This window comes from Mesorhizobium sp. M0208, assembly GCF_040322015.1.
GTDB lineage: Bacteria > Pseudomonadota > Alphaproteobacteria > Rhizobiales > Rhizobiaceae > Mesorhizobium.
In genome coordinates this window covers 126515-145375 of record NZ_JAMYSP010000015.1, presented here as the reverse complement: position 1 = coordinate 145375, position 18861 = coordinate 126515, and the positions used below count along the sequence as shown (strand labels likewise).

18 protein-coding genes are annotated in these 18861 nt (G+C 60.6%); 16 read left to right on the top strand and 2 right to left on the bottom strand.

Annotation, left to right across the window (positions count from 1 at the left end):
* Positions 1-165: 165 nt before the first annotated feature.
* From NKJ17_RS17290 to NKJ17_RS17275, 4 genes are all read left to right on the top strand, one after another.
* Positions 166-501 (top strand): hypothetical protein, encoded by a 336-nt coding sequence (locus NKJ17_RS17290; protein WP_352689544.1) that lies wholly within the window; start codon positions 166-168, stop codon positions 499-501.
* Positions 502-1161: 660 nt separating this feature from the next.
* Positions 1162-1914: a DUF7146 domain-containing protein gene (locus tag NKJ17_RS17285; protein ID WP_352689543.1), complete on the top strand. Its 753-nt coding sequence runs from the start codon at positions 1162-1164 to the stop codon at positions 1912-1914.
* 787 nt (positions 1915-2701) lie between these two features.
* On the top strand, positions 2702-3937 hold the full coding sequence (locus tag NKJ17_RS17280) for a DUF1173 family protein (RefSeq protein ID WP_352689542.1): 1236 nt from the start codon (positions 2702-2704) through the stop codon (positions 3935-3937).
* Positions 3938-4191: 254 nt separating this feature from the next.
* Positions 4192-4476 (top strand): hypothetical protein, encoded by a 285-nt coding sequence (locus NKJ17_RS17275; protein ID WP_352689541.1) that lies wholly within the window; start codon positions 4192-4194, stop codon positions 4474-4476.
* Here NKJ17_RS17275 and NKJ17_RS34060 read toward each other — a convergent pair.
* The gene (locus NKJ17_RS34060; RefSeq protein ID WP_502906554.1) at positions 4433-4789 is read right to left on the bottom strand and encodes a hypothetical protein; all 357 of its coding nucleotides are present in this window, start codon (positions 4787-4789) and stop codon (positions 4433-4435) included. The genes NKJ17_RS17275 and NKJ17_RS34060 overlap by 44 nt on opposite strands.
* Before the next feature lie 242 nt (positions 4790-5031).
* Positions 5032-5571: a hypothetical protein gene (locus NKJ17_RS17265; protein WP_352689539.1), complete on the bottom strand. Its 540-nt coding sequence runs from the start codon at positions 5569-5571 to the stop codon at positions 5032-5034.
* Between NKJ17_RS17265 and NKJ17_RS17260 the strand changes: the two genes are divergently transcribed.
* From NKJ17_RS17260 to NKJ17_RS17205, 12 genes are all read left to right on the top strand, one after another.
* Positions 5571-6518: a lytic transglycosylase domain-containing protein gene (locus tag NKJ17_RS17260; protein ID WP_352689538.1), complete on the top strand. Its 948-nt coding sequence runs from the start codon at positions 5571-5573 to the stop codon at positions 6516-6518. The genes NKJ17_RS17265 and NKJ17_RS17260 overlap by 1 nt on opposite strands.
* A gap of 12 nt (positions 6519-6530) precedes the next feature.
* Positions 6531-6839, top strand: a complete 309-nt coding sequence (locus tag NKJ17_RS17255) for a TrbC/VirB2 family type IV secretion system protein (protein ID WP_023819752.1) — start codon at positions 6531-6533, stop codon at positions 6837-6839.
* 5 nt (positions 6840-6844) lie between these two features.
* Complete coding sequence (locus tag NKJ17_RS17250; RefSeq protein ID WP_023819753.1) at positions 6845-7153, top strand: VirB3 family type IV secretion system protein; 309 nt, start codon at positions 6845-6847, stop codon at positions 7151-7153.
* Between the two features lie 2 nt (positions 7154-7155).
* Complete coding sequence (locus tag NKJ17_RS17245; RefSeq protein WP_352689537.1) at positions 7156-9567, top strand: VirB4 family type IV secretion/conjugal transfer ATPase; 2412 nt, start codon at positions 7156-7158, stop codon at positions 9565-9567.
* The gene (locus tag NKJ17_RS17240) at positions 9564-10445 is read left to right on the top strand and encodes a hypothetical protein (protein ID WP_352689536.1); all 882 of its coding nucleotides are present in this window, start codon (positions 9564-9566) and stop codon (positions 10443-10445) included. The genes NKJ17_RS17245 and NKJ17_RS17240 overlap by 4 nt, the downstream gene beginning before the upstream one ends.
* 51 nt (positions 10446-10496) lie before the next feature.
* On the top strand, positions 10497-11171 hold the full coding sequence (locus NKJ17_RS17235) for a type IV secretion system protein (protein WP_352492032.1): 675 nt from the start codon (positions 10497-10499) through the stop codon (positions 11169-11171).
* 226 nt (positions 11172-11397) lie between these two features.
* Complete coding sequence (locus NKJ17_RS17230; protein WP_352689535.1) at positions 11398-12468, top strand: TrbL/VirB6 family protein; 1071 nt, start codon at positions 11398-11400, stop codon at positions 12466-12468.
* Between the two features lie 13 nt (positions 12469-12481).
* Positions 12482-13213: a VirB8 family type IV secretion system protein gene (locus tag NKJ17_RS17225; RefSeq protein WP_352689534.1), complete on the top strand. Its 732-nt coding sequence runs from the start codon at positions 12482-12484 to the stop codon at positions 13211-13213.
* Positions 13210-14046, top strand: a complete 837-nt coding sequence (gene virB9 / locus NKJ17_RS17220) for a P-type conjugative transfer protein VirB9 (RefSeq protein ID WP_352689533.1) — start codon at positions 13210-13212, stop codon at positions 14044-14046. Before NKJ17_RS17225 ends, virB9 begins: the two co-directional genes overlap by 4 nt.
* Positions 14030-15388 carry a type IV secretion system protein VirB10 gene (virB10, locus tag NKJ17_RS17215; protein WP_352689532.1) on the top strand — a complete coding sequence of 453 codons (1359 nt, stop codon included), beginning with the start codon at positions 14030-14032 and terminating at the stop codon, positions 15386-15388. The genes virB9 and virB10 overlap by 17 nt, the downstream gene beginning before the upstream one ends.
* Entirely contained in the window at positions 15354-16400 is a 1047-nt protein-coding gene (gene virB11 / locus NKJ17_RS17210) for a P-type DNA transfer ATPase VirB11 (RefSeq protein ID WP_023819761.1), read from the top strand. The genes virB10 and virB11 overlap by 35 nt, the downstream gene beginning before the upstream one ends.
* Positions 16378-18705 (top strand): type IV secretory system conjugative DNA transfer family protein, encoded by a 2328-nt coding sequence (locus NKJ17_RS17205; RefSeq protein ID WP_352689531.1) that lies wholly within the window; start codon positions 16378-16380, stop codon positions 18703-18705. Before virB11 ends, NKJ17_RS17205 begins: the two co-directional genes overlap by 23 nt.
* Positions 18706-18861: the final 156 nt, after the last annotated feature.

Sequence of the window (18861 nt, the reverse complement as noted above, 5' to 3'; positions counted from 1 at the left end):
CGCCGGGTAATACTCTGAAGCCGATACCGCCAAAAACGGCACCCTGCCCCCAGCCGTCGAAAAACGCTTGGTCCATGAGGGGCCAGCCTATCTCCAATGATCATTAGAATGACGATCAATCTGTGATATTATAATGATCAACATCGAAATAGGAGACTCGCCGTCATGTTCATGAGGTTCGCGTTTGCGATTTTCGCCGGCGGCGTGCTCGCTTTCTTCGCCCTGCCCGATCAGGAAGCCGGCCTTCGCATGCTCAGCTTTTCCACTGCTTTCTTGATCCTGTCCCTCGCCGCCGTCTGTGTCATCGAATTTCTAGCCCACAGTATCGGACGTCATCGTCTTCGGTCGTCGTTACAACTGTCGCGCTGTGATGACGATCTTCCTTTGCATGACGCTGCAAAGTTCGAGCGCTCCGCCTGGTCAACGTCCGGCGTCAGCCCCCAAGATCCGAAACTGGCCTGGCAGTACCGCGTCAACGATCAGCGCCTTGGCCGCTTCTAACTCTAACAGGCTCTTCTTGCCGGGATCTGCTCAATCACGCACAGAGGATCCTGCTCTTCCGTCAGGTCTGTGATCTCCTGATACGGTAGCCCCAAAGGATTCGAGGCTTGCACAAGGCAGCGTCCCGAATCCCCCAGGGCCCAGACCGAGACGCCCAGGAACGCCGCCATTGTGCCGATCGTCTGAAGGTCGGGTTGCGCGTCCGCGCGCAGTCATAAGGCGTTCCTGCGCAGACACCACCATGCTGCGGTTCGCGTGCAAATGGTTCTCGTAATTACCCTCATGATCAGGTAGCCCAAGCCTGCATCGCTGAGAGCGCCATTCGCAAACACTCGAGATTAGCGATCAGGAGCCGTTGCATCCGAGGCGATCCTGCCGTCACGTCACGAGGGCTAAGTCCTGGCCCTTGAACCGCACCGGCTATTTCGCCGGTAATGTTGAACGCGCTATTGAATCATTCTATTGATCCGATAGCGGGTTGGCGGCATTATGAGGTCCATGACAAAGGTGTCGTGGCCAAGCGCTGCGCAGGTATATCGCGCTTTAGGAGGGTACCCGGCGCGCGGCAGCTACTTGTGCCGTTGCCCAGTACCAAGTCACGGGCAGGGGAAAGGCGACCGCCATCCCTCCCTCTCTGTTCGTGACGGGGATTATCGTCTTATGCTCTACTGCTTTGCAGGCTGCGATCCCGTCGACATCCAGACCGCCATTGCGGACCTGGATTTGTCGAAGCGCGCGGCCGAGCCTCTGCGTCGTGTTCGTCCGGCGGCGCCCAAAACCACGGCAGCGGACGCGCTCGCGCTCTGGTCGAGAGCGACTGCGCTCGCCGGTACGCACGGCGAAGCTTATCTTGCCTCTCGCCGTCTGCCGGCGACGTTGCCAACTTTGCGCTATCTGCCGGATTATCGGTTGGGCAAGAACCGCTTTCCCGCGCTGGTGGCTGCTCTGCAGGCCCCAGACCGTTCAATCTGTTCGGTGCAACTCACCCTCTTGCACCCGACACGGCCAGAAAAGGCAGGGCTGGACGAGCCGCGCCGCATCATCGGCCCCAGCCGGGGCTTTGCCTTGCGGCTCGCCCCAGCGGCCGCCGTCCTTGGTATTGCCGAAGGCTATGAGACCGGCCATGCCGTAATGCTGCGATACGGCCTGCCCGTCTGGTGCTCACTGGGGGCACCACGTTTGCCGTTTCTTCAGCTGCCCGAATTCGTACAGCGGATCGTCGTCTTCGCCGATCCGGACAAGCCCGGCCTCAGCGCCGCCGAACGCGTTCGCGAAGCCAACCCTGAGCGCCAGGTCCTCATTCACAGACCGCCCGACGACCGGGATTTCGCGAAGCTGTGGGAGGACGATCCGACTCCCGAGACCCTACCCTTGGATCTTCTGCTGCGCGAAACACTCGGCGCAGACACCTGAACCTCTCGGCGGCGGTTCGCGCTGGGACTTGCAGGGCGCATATCCGATCACCCTGCGATCCTTGCTGTCACGCGTTAGCCTTTGGCGCCCGCCAGCAGCATCAGTCCCACCGACACCTCGACTGCGTAGCCCTTCGAAAAGCGCTAAGGCGGCGAGTGCGAACCGCTTGGTCGCGAATGATTGACACCAGGAAAAACGCGTTTCCGCCAGCGCTGAACAAGAAAGCCCGGAAGAAAGAATGGCCGGGCTCGGATACGGCCCGGCCAAAGAAGGTTAAAGCCTTCAGGGAGGAACACCGTCCGGTGGAAATGGGAGGAAACCATCGAACGATTTTACCTGTTTGATCTTATTTCAACGCCTTGGCGACGAATAGGATTCCAAAGATCATATAAAACGGCACAAATTCGTGCGCCACATTACAGAACGTCACAAGCGCGCGGTTCCGGTCTTGAGAGGTCACCATAGTGGCGTAGCTTCGTCGGATCATCCGGCACGAGGACATGACCGCGTGCTCTTCATGCACGCCATCGATGAAACAGTCTAGGTCGAGGACCGGATTGTCATCATGCTTCACCATCCCAGGCGAATCACGCCGCGGACGGCTACATCGCCGCCACAGCCGCTGCTTGCGGCTCTATGGTCGCCTACCTGAAACATCAGCCCCTTCGAGTCTGCTGGGTTAACCACTGTCAATCCATGGGAAGCATCGTTGAACCCAATGGGTTGAACGAAACATCGGTTCAATGATTTAATCATAAGCGAACGATCTAAAGTCGGATGGCACCTTATGAGTGACTTTGCTATTCTGGGTCGCACGGTTGGCCCGCAGCACCCGGAAATCCAGACGCTCTTGCGTCAGGCGCGGGATCAGCAGGCTCGCGTCTTGTGTTTGTGTCGGCATCCCGGGGTGCCGATGTACATCGCCGCCGTCGGCGAGGAATTGATCATCAAGCGCATGCCGAACACCGGCAAGGACCATGCGGTCGACTGTGATCGCTATGAACTGCCCCTTGCACTGTCGGGAAAGGCGGAGATCCTGGGTCAAGCAATCATCGAGGATCCTGCATCGGAGGCGGCGCGGCTGAAGCTGGCCTTCGCACTGACACAAGGCAAGGCGCGACAGGGATCATCCGGCGAGGGGGCTTCCCACCATACTGTGAAGGCCGATCCGAAGAAGCTCACGCTGCGAGGCTTGCTCGACTATCTCTGGGAAGAGGCGGAGCTGACATTAATGGCACCCGGCTTTGTGGGAAAAAGAAATTGGGGGTTGGTCCGGAAATTTCTTTGGGGCGCGGCCGATGCGAAGTCGAGCCAGAAGTTCCAGTTGCGCGAGCTGCTGTTTATGCCGGCAATGTACTCCCCTGAGCACAAGGATCGCCTGGCAGCGGATCGGGAGCGGGCTTTCGCGGCGGCAGCCAAGGCGAAGCACAAGAAGGTCGTGATCGGCATTGTGAAATCGCTCGATCCTGCCCGGTTTGGCGGCAAGCTGTCGGTCAAGCATATGCCCGACGCGCCGCTCTTCATGGATGAGAAAATGTTCAGGGCAGTGCCGAAGCGCTTTGCAGCAGAATTCGACCTGTGGCGACTGCACGAAAATTCGCACCTGATCACCATCGCAACGGTCATGCAGATGCCGTCCGGCATTCTGGCGATCGACGAAATCGGCTTTATGAACGTGACTGAGAGTTGGATTCCGTTTCAGCACAACGACGAAAAGGAATTGATCGAGGTCTTGACCGGGGAGCATCGGCGGTTTGTGAAAACGTTGCGCTACAACGTGCTGCCGGCGGTGCCGATGGCGTTCGGTCTTCTGACCGACGTTGACCAGCAGGGAACAGCGCTTTTTGTCGTACCGCACGATGCCAAGGAGGCGGTACGGGCGGAATTCGACCATCTGATTTCAAGCTGCGAGCTCGAGACCTGGCGCTGGGACGCAAGCGGCCCCCGACCGGCGCTACCGGGCAAACAGCAGCGTTCGCCTCCGCCCGGCAGGCAGGCTTTGGAATATCGACCGAACAACTGAAAAGCCGAAGCGCGTGCGAGGCTGCAGCTGTAATTGGACCCAGCCAGGACATAAAAATCGTGAACAAGCGAAAGACAAGATGACGGCAATGATTCGATGCGGTTGGCGAGGGTCCGTGAGCGCGATGAAGCGCGGACGACGGCTGGCGCATCCGTAGGGCAGGCTACGTCTGAGCTTGCGTCTGGCGCCGGCGTTTGCGCGGGAAGCGATCGTTGATCGGGGCCGTGACCAGGGAGTGCGACAAGGAGAAAGCGATGCTGAAGAAATTCGACATGGATCCGGGAACGGGCATTGTCATCGCAACAGTCCTCATTTTGGTGCTGTCCGGCGCCCGGCTTTTGAACCAGTGGGACAGTCTATCGTTTTGGCGAGAGCCGGGGCTGGTCGCGGCTATTGTTCTCGGATTGATTTCGGCGATTGCGCTTGCCGTCGCGTTCGTGGTCCGGCGACGGCCTCAGCAGAATATACAGTATGATCCAACGCGCCGGGGACCGGTTATCGATTTGCAGGCGGATTCGAAGACTGACCAGCCTGTTTAGATGCGTTTCGGATATCGCGGAGGATGATGGCATTCGGATCGGGCACGTCTGCAAACTGCCACAGGCCAAGATGCTGCTTTTTAGCGACCTCCTGCGCGACGATATAGGGAGCATGGACCGGAGCGCCGTTCGGAGTGACGGCCGCGAACGCCCAGCCGGTCGAGATCAGCGCCGTGCCGAGATCGATGCGAGAACCGGCCGCGGATCCTGAAGTAGGCTGCGCGACGCAAACGACGAAGCGCGTTTTGGTCGCGGCCTGCCAAGCGGCCGTGTAGCATTGAGGTTTGAGATCCCGGATGAGAGACACGAGCATTGCAAGGCTTGCCTCGCCGCAATCGACATGCCCCCCTGCCGCATTTGTGAAATATGTGCCTCGCAGGCAGGCTTGAACGCCGTAGAGACGGTGGGTCTCGCCGGCATAGGTCCAGGTGTCGCCGGTGCTGAACGATGCTGTGGCGGGGATCGGAAACCAGGGATTGGATTTGTCCTCGGCCAGTGCCGGAACACTGGCGAGGACGGCCGCGAGAATGCCGGCGGCGGCGAAGCCAGGTTTCATTATTGATACCTGCTCAGATTGAACCAGAACCGTTGTTTTCCGTCGGTCGTCGTGAGATCGAGATAGTTCGGCTCCGTCCTCTGCTCGCGCCGCGTCACCGCCGATGTTGGACGCGCACCGTAACCCGAACCTCTCGGGTTCGTGCCCCAAGAGGCATTCGTTGCATTCCGCGCAGCACAGAAAGCGCCGTTGCTGTCGGGCTTGTAGACGGTTTGTGAGCGAGAGCTGTTGTCGCTTCCGCTCGATTCCGTCTCGGGCGAGACGGCGATCGTGCCGTCCGGGCAGGGTTTGAATTTCTCATATCCGATACGACCGGAACTGCCGGCCTCGGGACATTGGGGCCAGGGCTCCCCATGCGCGACCATACGGAAAGCGCGCTCGACCGGAGGCACACATTCGCGGACGCTCGCCCAACCCTGCGAGTTGAGGATGCACAGCAAGACCTTGCAGCCAAAATCATCAGCATGGGCCGGCGCCGCCGACAAAACCGACAAGGTCGGCAAAAACGCCACAACGGGAAGAACCTTGCTCATTTTCATTGTGTCTGCCTCAATTTCGCGATTGCAGTTCATCGAGTCATTGTATTAATTCAGCATTCCAGAATCGGCAACGGCGCAGGGCTATTTTAATGATTCGATCCCGCAAAACGGTGTTGGCAGCGGGTGCGATCCTGGTGACGTGCCAAGCGGCGTCTGCACAGGAAGCTTCCCGGAACTTCCAGGGCAGCGTCACGGCACCTACCGGTCGCATCGTCAATGCGGCCGTCGACGCCAAAGGCCGGGTGATGCCGGCCTACCAGGTCGAAAGCCAGGACGTTCAGCGGATCGGTGCGGCGAGAGGTGCTGACAGCGCGGCCGCTACGGTGACACCGACCTTGGCTGACAACCCCTGCCCCGGCGTCGCCGCCCTGTCGAAGGAAGAAGGACAGCGGATCGTCGAAACGGTCGCGCGCCAGCAAGGCTTTGCTCCGCCGCTCGTCTTCGCGGTTGCCCGGGCCGAAAGCCGCTTCAATACCGGTGCGCTATCGCCCAAAGGGGCCTACGGCCTGATGCAGCTTCTGCCGTCCACGGCGGCAAGCTACGGGGTCAATATCTGCGATCCCGCGGATAATGTGAAAGGTGGGATCGGCTTTCTGCGGGACCTGCATCGCAAATTTCCGAACCCGATCTACATGCTCGCCGCCTACAATGCCGGCGAGATCGCGGTTCTCAAATACAAGGGCGTGCCGCCCTACCCCGAGACGGTTGGCTACGTCGCCAACGTCATCAATGATTTCTACCAATGGCCATCGGTCGGGTCTGAGGCGGTGATGCCCGCCGGGGCGGTGAGCCTTGACCTGGCCGGCGTTCAACCGGCTGCGGCCGGCGCAGCGGATCAACGAAATGATCCGACATCCCGCGCCAACTCCCGCAATGGCAGCACAATGACGTCTCGCGAAGCGACGGCGCCGGTCTGGCAAGGCGGGATGGTGCAAGACTTTGACTGAGGAGAAGCTTTGATGACCTTGTGGAAGATGTTTGCTGCACGCAGCACTGGTGTGGCGATGCCGCTCATGCTCTTGGCAACGCAGGCGATGGCTGGGGGCGGAAATCTCCAGCCGGTGCAAAGCACGCTGCAGACGCTGGTGCAGACCTTGACCGGGCCGATCGCGACGGCCTTGGCCGTTCTGTTCTGCATTTTCATGGGCTTCATGGCCTGGGCGGCACGCCTGTCATGGTTTGTGGCCGGAAGCTGGGTCTTGGGTATCGTGCTGGTCTTCGGCTCGGCTCAGATCGTCGAATTCTTTCAATCCGCGGTCGGCAGGTGATCGGCATGGCCGACGGCCGGATCGATCCTGGCGAGCCCAAATTGTTGATCACTCCGCTGGTCAAGGGCTTGACCCGAGCGCCGACGGTGCTCGGTATCCCCTACGAGCTTGCGGGGTTCATCGGCGTGCTGACCGCTGTCGTGTTCCTTGCAACCCATAATCTGGTCATGCTCTCTATCTGCGTGCCGCTCTATGCGGTTGCCAGGATCGCGATCATGCGCGATCCCATGTTCATCGAGATCATGTTCATCCGTTCACGCAAGACGCCGCCCCGAAGCGCCAGCTTCTGGGGTGCGCGCAGTTATCGGGTGTGACCGTGGCGATCGCACGGGCTCTTCGCGATGAACTGAGTTTCGGGGCCGTTTCTCGTCGGGAGAATCCGGTTTCGGCCCATATACCCTATTCGCGGCATGTGTCCGACGAGGTGATCAAGACGCAGGACGGCATGTTGATGTCCTTCGTTCACATGAGCGGACTGTGCTTCGAGACGATCGATATCGCCGAGATCAATTCGCGCCTGCTCGGCCGCAACGATCTCATTCGGGGGTTGGCGAATTCCCGCTATGCGATCTACTCGCATATCGTGCGCCGCGAGGTGAAGCCCGCGATCGAGTCGAGCTTCGAAAACAAGTTCTGCCAAGAGCTGGACCAGCGCTATACGGCGGCCCTGCGCACCCAGCGCATGTTCGTGAACGATATCTACCTGACCATCGTGCGGCGCGAGCTGCAAGGCACGGTCGGGACGGCGGATCTCGTGATCCGCAAGCTTTTGGGACGAAGGGCTGCGAACGGTCGCTCTTCGAGCGAGGAGCGGGCGCTGATCGAACTCACGGACGTGATGAAAGCCGTCAAAGAGAGCCTGCAGGCGTATGGCGCGCGGGTTCTCACCGTCGTCAAGCGCAGTGACGTTTGGCATTCCGAGCCGCTGGAATTCCTGGTGCAGCTCGTCAATGGCGGATTTCCGCGGCCGATGGCCCTGCCGCGCATGAAACTCGCGGAGGCGCTAGCGACAAAGCGGCTGTTCTTCGGCCCGAATGCGCTGGAAATTCGCGGGGCGTTCCCTGGCGAAACGCGATACGGGGCCATCATTTCGGTAGGCGAGTACCCCTCCATCACGGGACCGGGGATGCTCAACCCCATGCTGAAGGTGCCGCACGAATTCATCGTCACGCAATCCTTCGCCATCATCGACAAGCCCCAGGCGCTGACCCAGATGGAGCGGGTCGGGCGCAAGATCGACATGTCGGATGAAGCCGGCTCGATCGTGGCCGATCAACTTGATGAAGCACGCGATGAGCTTCTGTCCTCGGAAGCGCTCTATGGCTTGCATCATCTGACGGTGCTGTGCCTCGGGAAAACCATGGACGACGTGGCGCGCTGCGTGACCGATGTCGGCACGGCGCTGACCGAGGTGTCCGCCCTGTGGGTTCGCGAGGACCTGAATTGTGAACCTGCGTTCTGGGCCACCCTGCCCGGCAATTTCGCCTATGTCGCGCGCAAGTCCATGATCTCATCGAAGAACATGGCGGGCTTCTCCGCCTTCCATAACTATCCGAGCGGCCGGACCGGTGGGGTGCATTGGGGAACGCCGATAAGCGTCCTCGAGACGACGTCGCAAACGGCCTACTTCTTCAACTTCCATGTTCGAGACCTCGGCAACTTCACTCTGAACGGCCCCTCGGGCTCGGGCAAGACGGTGCTGCTCGGCTTTCTCGCGGCACAGGCGCAGCGCATCACGCCGCGCCCCAAGCTGGTGATGATCGACAAGGACCGCGGCCTGGATATCTTCGTGCGGTCGCTTGGCGGCCGCTATGAGGTTTTGAAGGCCGGCGAGCCTTCCGGCTTCAATCCGTTGCGCCTGCCCGATACGCCGCGCAACCGGGAATTTCTCTTCCAGCTTTTCAGCTTCATGCTGCGTCGATCCGACGGACACGCCCACTCGACGCGCGAGGAGCAAGTCATCCGCAACGCGATCGCCCAGGTGGCGAGCGCGCCGCCGGAAGGTCGAACCATGGAGGAGTTCGCCGAGCTGTTGCGCGGTGCGATGCGCGCCGGCGATGACGATCTCTATTCGCGCTTGCAGCCATGGATGAGGCCCGATCAGCGCGGTTGGTTGTTCAACAACGCGGAAGACTCGTTTTCGATGTCGTCCATCTTCGGCTTCGACATGACGAGCGTGTTGAGCGACGCAACGACCAGCACGGCAGCCTTGCTCTATATCTTCCATCGCATCGAGGAGCTGCTTGACGGGCAACCGGTCATGATCTTCCTCGATGAAGGCTGGAAGCTCCTGGACAATGATATTTTCAGCTACTTCATCAAGGACAAGCTGAAAACCATTCGTAAGCTGAATGGCATCATTGGCTTCGGCACGCAGTCAGCGGCGGACATTGTGAAGTCATCGATCGCCAACACGCTGATCGAACAGACGCCGACCAATATTTTTTTCCCCAACCCGAAGGCCGACGAGGAATCGCACAGGGCGTTCGGGCTGTCGGAGCGCGAGATCAAATGGATCCGCGAAACCCCGCCCGAAGCCCGCAAATTCCTGATCAAGCATGATCAGGACAGCGTCATTGCGCGCCTCAATCTGGGCGCGATGCCTGACGCGATCAAGATCCTCTCCGGTCGAATTGAGACGGTTCAGGAGCTCGACGCGCTGCGCGCGCGTGTCGGCGACGATCCGCAGGTTTGGTTGCCAATCTTTCTTGGGAGGGACGCGGAATGAAGACCATTATGGGCACGACGGCCGCCCTTGTGACGATTTTCGCGGGATCGACGGCCATGGCGGCCGTGCCGGTTTCTGACAGCCCTATTCTGTCGCAGCGGAGCGAGGACAAGGCCGACAAGGTTCAGATCAAGCTCATCCAGGAGGACACCAAGTCCGCCACGCAGGGCGTCAATTGCTCGGTAACGACACCCAAAAAGGCGCAGAACGTGAAGAGCCCGAAGGCTTCGGTCGATCCGGCGAGTGGCCAGGCGTCCTTGGAACAGGCCAATCCGGACATCAAGGGCTCTTCGGCGTTCGCCTCGACCGGCTCGGGATCGGGCGCTGTCGGCGGCAATGCCGGCGAAAGGGGCCAGTTGGATATCACCGGTCAGGTTCTCGGCGGCATGAATGGCAGCATGTCAACGGTGGCCCCCAACAGGCAGTCCTTCGAGACCATGGGTCACGATATCGGGACTGACAAAACGGTCATGGAAGCCTTCGACCGCAACAGCGCAATCCGCGCCCAAGGCGGGCTGACCTTCAACGAGGTGATCCAGGCGACAGGGTTCTTCGCCCAAGCTTTCAACGTGCGAAACATCGGCACTGCCACGCTGACAAGTCGGGGATCCTCCGGCCTAGTGGTGCCCACTCCCGCGTCCCCGCCGCCTGGTTCGGGTGGCTCGACAAGCTGTCCCGGGGCTACGAGCGGCGGCGGCACGGCCGGCAACCCGTGCTGCCCGTCCACGGACGGCGCATGCACTGCGCCGCGCACGACCGACACGGTTGAAAACGTCTCGCCCGTGCTTTCGCAAATCCAAAGGGACGCGAACCGCGCTCCCGTGACAATGACGACCGACGAACTGATGTCGGCCATCAAGCAATATCAGGCTCAATAGGAGAAGAGGGCTATGCGTGGAATTCCATTAACAGCGGCACTCTTGCTTGGCTTGGGCGGCATCGCCTTTGCGCAGGTGCCTACGATCGACGAGGCCAATCTGGAGCAGGCACGCCAGATTGCGTCGGCCACGAGCGAGATCCTCAACACCGACCGCAACATCATGAACTATACGCAAAAGACGCTGCAGGCCGTCACTGGCGACCGGTCGAGCCAGGCCGGCCAGCTCGCGCAGATGGCTTTGGGCAATGGCGGCTTCTCCATGGGGGACGCGCCTTCGCTTGGTAGCGTGATCTCGGGCGGCTCGTTGTCGTTCGCCGGCCTCGGCAATGGATCGCAGGGCATCGTTTCGAACATGATCAATGGCTTGCAGCTGGTGAAAACCATTTCGGGCCTGATCAATGGCCAGACGACGCAGATGGATAAGAACTACAGCGCCCTTGTGAACGTCGCGGCCACGGTCACCGGACTGGTGGACTCCTCGCAAAATGGGGTGAAGACCCGTTCCAGCGCTTTTCAGTCGGGCGCTCAACGGATCGGCACGGCGCAGGACATCAAGGGCTCGATCGATCAGAACAGCCAGATCATGGTGCAAACGGGTCTGACCGTGAACGAGCTGATCGGCGCGGTGAACACAGCTACCGCGGCCGCCAACCAGGAAAACATCGATCGTATGAACCTGATCACCCAGGCCTCGCGGGGGCTCGAATACAAGTCCGGCCAATGACGGTGCGCTTTCTTCTATCAGCGGCCGCCATCATTGGCGCTGTCGCGACCTCGGGGTGCGGCCACAAGCCGCTCAAGGCTCCATGCTCGCGCGACGAGGAACCAATGCGGCCGATGGCGTTCGCGGCGCCCGAACCAGGAACAGGAGCGAAGAAGCCATTCGAGTGCGGTCCGATGAAGGCACTCAATAGCGATCCATCTTTGTTTCCAGGTGGGACGGCGAAAAAATGAACTTCAATATCACGACGCTTCTGCAACAGGTCGATCAGTTCGGCAATAACTATGTATCGCAAGCCTACCAGAACCTCGCGTCGGCCCTGACCGGCGGGGGACAGGTGGGTGTCGCCGGCCTGATGCTGACGCTGTACGTGATATTCTGGGCCATCGGCATCTGGCAGGGAACCTCGACCGGATCTGGAAAAGAGATGGTCTGGCGCCTGTTCCGCGCCTTCGTCATCTACGCTCTGGCGACGAGCTGGGGGGACTTTCAAACATATGCCTATTCGTTCGCGAATGAGACACCTTCCGCGATCGGGAACAGCCTTCTGACGAGCGTTTCGGCCAATGTGACCGGGACATCGGCCGGGCTGAACTCCGTCAACTCCGTGCAGACGGCCCTGCAAAACATCTGGGATTCGCTCGCCAATTCCACCTCCGCCTTTATCAAGAGCCTTGGCGTGTTGAACTTCGGCGGCTACGTACTGGCGGCGATCATCCTTGTCGTCGGCGCGCTGCTCATCGGCTATGCGATCTTCCTCATTATCCTGTCGAAGATCTTTCTTTGGCTTTTGCTGGCGCTCGCCCCAGTGTTCATCATTCTTATGCTGTTCGGCTACACGACCCGGTTCTTCGCCGGCTGGATAACCGCGATCGTGCAGTACATGAGCGTGCAAATTCTGGTCTACGCCTTCTGTGCCTTCTTCATCTCGATTACCCAGACCTATTTCGACGCAGTCAACCGGTCGAATGGTGCTGCGACAACGACCTTGACCGAAGCCGCGCCGCTGATCCTGATCTGCCTTGTCGGCGTGCTGCTGCTGTCGCAAATCACCAACGTTGCCGCCTCGCTCGCGGGCGGAATTGGTATTGGAACGCCTTCGTTTGGGCGCTTCTACGGCGGCGCCTTCGCAGCGATGGGCCAAGCCGGTCAGCGCAGGCTGATGGGACGCTTGGGCTGGAGCACGCGGCAGGAACGTCTGGCGGGTCGCGAGCGGGCGCGCGTGAGCCTCGCACAGAGAAGGTATGAGGATTCAGCGGAATATGCACGGCTTTCCCGAAAGCTGACGGATCCCGCATAGGTTTGGGGCACCAATGAGCGATGTGAAGGAAAGCGCTGGGGGACCGGCGAAGGAAACCGAGTCTCCCTTGCCGTACTACGTGGATGCGGCAATCTGGGAAAAAGATATCGCGCGGCGCAATCGCTGGTCGCGATCTCTGGCGTGGTGTGTGGCAAGCGTCGCCTCGGTCATTGCCGTTGCAGCGGTGGGCGCGCTGATCCTTGCGCTGCCGCTCAAGACTTATGAGCCCTACATGGTGGTGGTCGACAAATCCACCGGGTTTGTCGAGGTCAAGCGGCCGCTGGCCGAGGGGCCTTTGCAGCAGGACGAGTCGATGGGGATGTTCGATATCGTCCGTTATGTGAAGGCTCGCGAGACCTACGATCCGAAGGCGCTGAAGGACAACTTCGATCTCGCGCAATTGCTGAGCGCCGGCGATGCCTCGAGGGAGCTCGTCGAGCTTTTCAGCCCGGCAAACAAGGTGGCGAACCCCGTCGTGCTCTACGGGCGAAACACCGTCGTGGCTGTGACCGTGAAGTCCGTGACGTTTCCTAACCAGAGGACCGCCCTGGTCCGGTTCATGACGGAGGAAAAGAGCCAGGCGAACACCGTGCAGCGGCATTGGGTGTCGTTGATCCGGTTCCGCTACACCGGCGTGCCGGCCAAAAACGAGATCCGCTTTCAAAATCCGCTCGGCTTCCAGGTGCTCGAATATCGGCGCGATCAGGAGACGGCGCCGGCACCCACCGCGGAGACACCGCAATGAAGGTCGCCGGCATCCTGATGGCAATCGGGCTCGGCGTTTGCGCGGTTCAGCCGGCCCTTGCCGAACAGACCCCTCGGGCGGGATCTCGTGACAGTCGCATTCGCTTCGTCTGGTATCAGAAGGACGATGTGGTGTCGGTGCCGGCCAGCTATGGGGCCTCGACCATGATCGAATTCGGCGATGACGAGAAAATCGAAACCCTCGGCGCTGGCGACGTCCCGGCCTGGAGCATCGAGCCCAACAAGAAGGGCAATGTGCTCTTTGTGAAGCCGATCGAGAAGAATGCGGGCGGGAATCTCAATGTCCTGACCAACAAGCGCAGCTATGTGTTCTTCCTCAACGGCGAGTTTCGGCCAGTTGCGCAACAGGTCTATGCGATCAAGTTCCGCTATCCCGAAGAGGCGTCGGACGCGGCGCTGATGGACGAAGCCCGGACCCGGGCGGCACAGCCGAACCGGCAGGGTTTCAAGGCCGAAAACGCCAACTCGTCCTATGCCTATAAGGGGTCGTCGGCAAATAAGCCGCTCGTGATCTACGACGACGGCGTGAAGACCTGGTTCCGCTTCGATCCGGCAAGGGAAGTGCCGGCGATCTATGTCGTCGATAGCGAGCGCAATGAGACGCTTCTGAATTATCGCCGCGAGGGCGCGTACATCGTCGTCGACAAGGTCAATTACCAATGGACGCTGCGCAACGGCAACGAAGCAACATGCGTCTTCAATCTGAGACTGAACAATGTGAACGAACCGACCGGGCTCGAACCTTACGAGCCGCAGCGTGTCGGCGGTGGGACTGTTCGGAAAGTGAGGGGGCCTGATGCCATCTCCCAATGAGTACAGAATGCTCGCCGAGGAAGGAACAGTGGTCGCCCCGCCAAAATTCGGGGCGAGCACATTCTTCAAGATCGTGGTGCCGCTGGGTGCGGTGGTCTTCGCCGGCTGGATGATCTATGCGGCGACGCGTGCGCCAGACAAGCCGCTGTTGACGGCGTCGGATGGCGAGGAGTTTCACACCACACAGTTTCCCGCACCGGGGCTCGAGACGCCGCGTCCCCAGCTTGATAACGGCACGCTGAAAATCCCGACGGCTCCCGACGAGCCGCCGGCGGCGCCGGGACAGCCGCCGTCGACGGTCGAGGCTCCGCCTCCCCCTCCACCAGCCTTGCAACCGCCTGCAGCTCCACCACAGGTGCAGGATGATTCCGAGGCCCGTCGTCTGGCTGAGGAAGAACGGCGCAGGCAAGAAGAAGAGGAGCGGCGCAAATGGGAGCGCTTGCGCGCCAAGCAGCTCGTCGTCGATAGCGGCGATCCGCCTGGCAGTGCATCAGCGCTCGGCGGCAATGGAGCGGATGCAGCGGCGGCCGTAAACGCGGGCGAGGGCGAGGAGGACCCCAATCGGCGTTTTTTGGCAAGGGCGAGCCAGAGCGGAGCGGATACATCGAAAGCCACGATGAACCCGCGCACGGACGCTCTGGTCGCCCAAGGGACGATGATCAAGGGCGTACTCGAGACCGCGATCCAGAGCGATCTTGCCGGTATGGTTCGGGCCGTCGTGTCGGAGGATGTGTGGTCGTTCGACGGTCGCAGGGTTTTGATCCCCGCTGGCTCCCGCCTTATCGGTGAATATCGCAGTGGTCTCGCAACCGGCCAAACGCGGGTGTTCATAGTGTGGACACGCCTGCTTCAATCGGACGGCATGTCGGTGCAGCTCGGCTCGACCGGCACCGACGAGCTCGGTCGCAGCGGCATGCCGGGCGAGGTCGACAACCATTATTTCGAGCGGTTCGGCTCGGCGATCCTTCTAAGTGTCGTGGGCGGTGCGACGCAATTCATCGCCAACCTTGGCAACGACCAGAATGGGTCGAACACCAACCAGACCTACACGGACCCGCAGACCGGACAGACGGTGACAGTCCAGACGCAGCCCAACCAATACCTGCAGAGCGCGCGCCAGATCGGCGCGCAACAGGTCTCGCAAAGCCTCAACCGCATTGCCGAAGAGGCGCTTCGAAATTCGATCAATATCGCGCCCACGATCCATGTCGATCAGGGGTCGCGCATCATGGTGTTCGTCCGCCGCGACCTCGATTTTTCGGAGTTCTATCCGGACCCGGTACGCGAGGCGTTGAGGAAGATACGACGTGAGCGGGCAGCAAAGAACCGTCTTTCTAAATAAGGCGCTGGAGCCGGTGCGGCGCTGGCTCGACGACGATCGCGTGGTCGAAATCTGTGCAAACGGGCCTGGGCTTGTGTGGGTCGAAATTGTTGGCTCGACACATATGGAGCCCTTCGACGTCCCCGAGCTCGACCGCGCCGCGATCACTTACCTCATGGAACGTATAGCGGCATCATCCTCGCAATCGATCAGCGAGGAAAATCCCTTGCTTTCGGCCGCCCTCCCCGGCGGCGAACGCTTCCAGGGCGTGCTTGCGCCGGCGACGCCGACAGGAGGCGCCTTCGCGATCCGCAAGCAGGTCGTGAAGGATATGCGCCTTGATGATTACCGGAAGCGGGGGTCGTTCGATACGATCTCCGTCCAGGATCCTGGCGAATTGAGCGAGACCGACAGCGCCCTTTGCGAATATCTCGACGCCGGCAAGATCGAGGATTTCCTCCGCCTGGCCGTGCGGGAACGGTATTCGATCTTGCTTTCAGGAGGCACATCGTCGGGCAAAACGACGTTTCTGAACGCGATTTTGCACGAGGTGCCTTCGGATGAGCGGATCCTCACCATTGAGGATACGCGAGAGGTTAAACCGCACCAGCCCAACTATCTGCCCCTCGTCGCATCAAAGGGCGACCAGGGCCTGGCGCACGTGACCGTTGAAACGCTGCTGCAAGCCGCCATGCGGTTGCGGCCGGATCGAATCTTCCTGGGCGAGATCCGGGGAGCGGAAGCCTATTCGTTCTTGCGCGCCGTCAACACAGGTCATCCCGGATCGATCACGACGATCCATGCGGACAGCCCGACCGGTGCGTTTGAGCAGCTAGCATTGATGGTCATGCAGGCTGGGCTCGGGCTGAGCAAGGCAGAGATCATCGATTACGTGCGGTCGGTCCTGCCGATTGTGATCCAACAAACGCGCCGGGGCGGCTGGCGCGGAACTTCGGCGATCTGGTTCAACCGCATGACCGAATGGAGAGCCGCCAGAAAGGTTCCCCAGAATGTCTCGCGTATTCGCTTATAGGCTTCTCCTCGGCCTCATCGGCCTCGCCGCCTTCTTTGCCCTTTGGAGCCTGGCCTACGAGCTGGTGGCGACATGGCGGTGGACTCCCGCGCTCCCCTCTGAAGGCGCCTCGCGCTGGGGGCTTTTGCAGTACCAGAACGCGCAACGCAGCCTAAGCGGCCTGTTCGTTGCCTGGCAGCATTTCAGCCAGCGCCTGGCCTATCATCCCACGCAGGGCGAGACGATCATCCGGGGCGCGATCGCGGTCGCGGTTGTCGTGGCGATCGGCGTCGGCCTGGTCTTTGCAAGCCTGATCAACCGCAAGCCAAAGCACTACGGCAATGCGCGGTTCGGCACGATCATGGACGCCGAAAGGAAAAACCTGCTGGCAAAGCAAGGCTTGATCCTCGGCAAGATGGGTGGGGCGACGATCCGCTCGGACGAGCCCGCGCACGTCTTGGTGGTCGGGCCGACCCGATCCGGCAAGGGCGTCAGCTTTGTCATTCCGAACGGTTACATGTGGCGGGGATCCTCGGTGTGGTTCGATCCGAAGCGGGAGAACTTCGAGGCGTTCGGTGCGCATCGGCAGGCGCTCGGCGATAAGGTCTTTTTCTTTTCGCCCGGCGAGCAGGATTCGCATCGCTATAATCCGCTGGATTTCATCCGGCGCGATGCGCGCATGCCGACGGACTGCGCGGTGGTCTCCTCCTTCATCATCCCCGAGGCGACAGGAAGTTCCGAGATCTGGGCGCGCGCCGGCCGGCAGCTGCTTTCGGCCATGATCGGCTATGTGCTGACGTCACCACGCTATGAGGGGCAGCGTCATTTGCGCGCCGTCGCGATGCTTCTGTCGACCGGCGTGGATTTTCTCAGGGTGCTGACGAATATCCGCAATGACGAGGAAAAATATCTGCCTTCGTGGGTCGTGCACGGGCTCAACCAGTTCATTGCGCTGGAAAAGGAAACGCGAAACTCAGCCTACTTCAACCTGACGGCGGCTCTCAACCCCTGGACCAATGATCTCGTTGCAGCCGCTACGGCGTCGACCGATTTCGATATCTCGAAGTTTCGCCAGGACCCGACGGCTCTCTTCATCGGCTGCTCGGTGGCGCAGCTCGACGTGTTCCGGCCCATCATCAAACTCCTGGTTCAGCAAATCCATGATGTGCTGATGGCTTCCTCGCCAGGCCCGGACGAGCCCTATCAGGTCCTGGTGATGATCGACGAGTTTCGCCAGCTCGGCAAAATGGAGTCTATCGTTTCCAAGCTGGCGATCAACGCGGGCTATGGCTTTCGCATGGTCCTGATCCTGCAGGATCTTGCCCAGCTTGACGAAGTCTATGGAAAAGCGACGCGGCACACCACGGTGACCGCGTGTCAGGTGAAGCTTTTCATCCGCATGAACGACGTGGAGACCTCGGAACATGTCTCTGTAATGCTGGGGCCGACCACGATCGAGGTGCCCACACCGATCATCAGGGCTGGTCAAGGTATATTTGGTGGCCGAGACAAGAGTTTAAGTTATCAGGAAAGGCCGTTCCGAACGGCGGCGGAGCTTCGGCAACTGCCGGCGAAGCAGGCCGTGGTTCTGGGCTCGAGCCCCCCTGGTTTCATGGTGCGCAAGATCACCTATTATAAGGACGCTCCCTATAAAGCGACCTACCAGGAATTTCGGCACCGGCGCCTGAAAGTGCCGCCTCTCTCCCGATGGCAGGATCTTCCGCTGCGCTCCATGGCGGACGTCGAAGCGGCGGCTAACACCGCGCCTGCGGCACCTTTCGAGTTGGGGGAACCCGATACCGTCGAAGCGTCGGTTTCGGGCGATACAGTCTATGCCGATGCGGCGCCGCCTGCGACTGGTGCGGCGGCTGAAAGGGCTGATCCCGTCGCGTTAAAGCCGAAAGTAAAGAGCGACAGCGCGGACGCACCACAGGCGCTGCCAAGCTCAGGCCTTCCAACGGGCGGTGAGGCTGAAGCAAAGAGCGAGGTGGCAGCTGACGTTCCGGAGTTGAAGCCGAAGCGGACCTATCAGACGGCCGATGATGCGCCGCGGCCGCTTCCCACCCTTGGCCGGCGATCGGCGCCGGCAGCATCAAAGGCGTCCGACCCGAGTCCGTCTGAAGGCAAGGCAAGTGTCTTGCAATTCCAAGTCCGGCCGGGAAACAAGTCCACGTCGATCGCCGCGCTGCTCGCATCGCTCGATCAGGAAGTGGAGGCCGGCGCTCGTTCCCTGTCACCGTCAGTGGATAGCGGAGATGTCGACGGGGGACCGTCAGCCGCTCTTGAGGCGCTGCAGGATCAAATTAGACGTCACGGCGATCGCTAGGACCTGAAATTCAGTTGAACACAAATGAGCGATTTGTGCCTTCGGTGCCCAAGTCGAGTGTGAGAACAAGACGAAGCGTCCCTAATCCGATGGCGTGCGCATCGAACCGTTTCGTTGCGCCTCCCGGTTCTTGGTGGGGATCCGAGGAGAGCCATG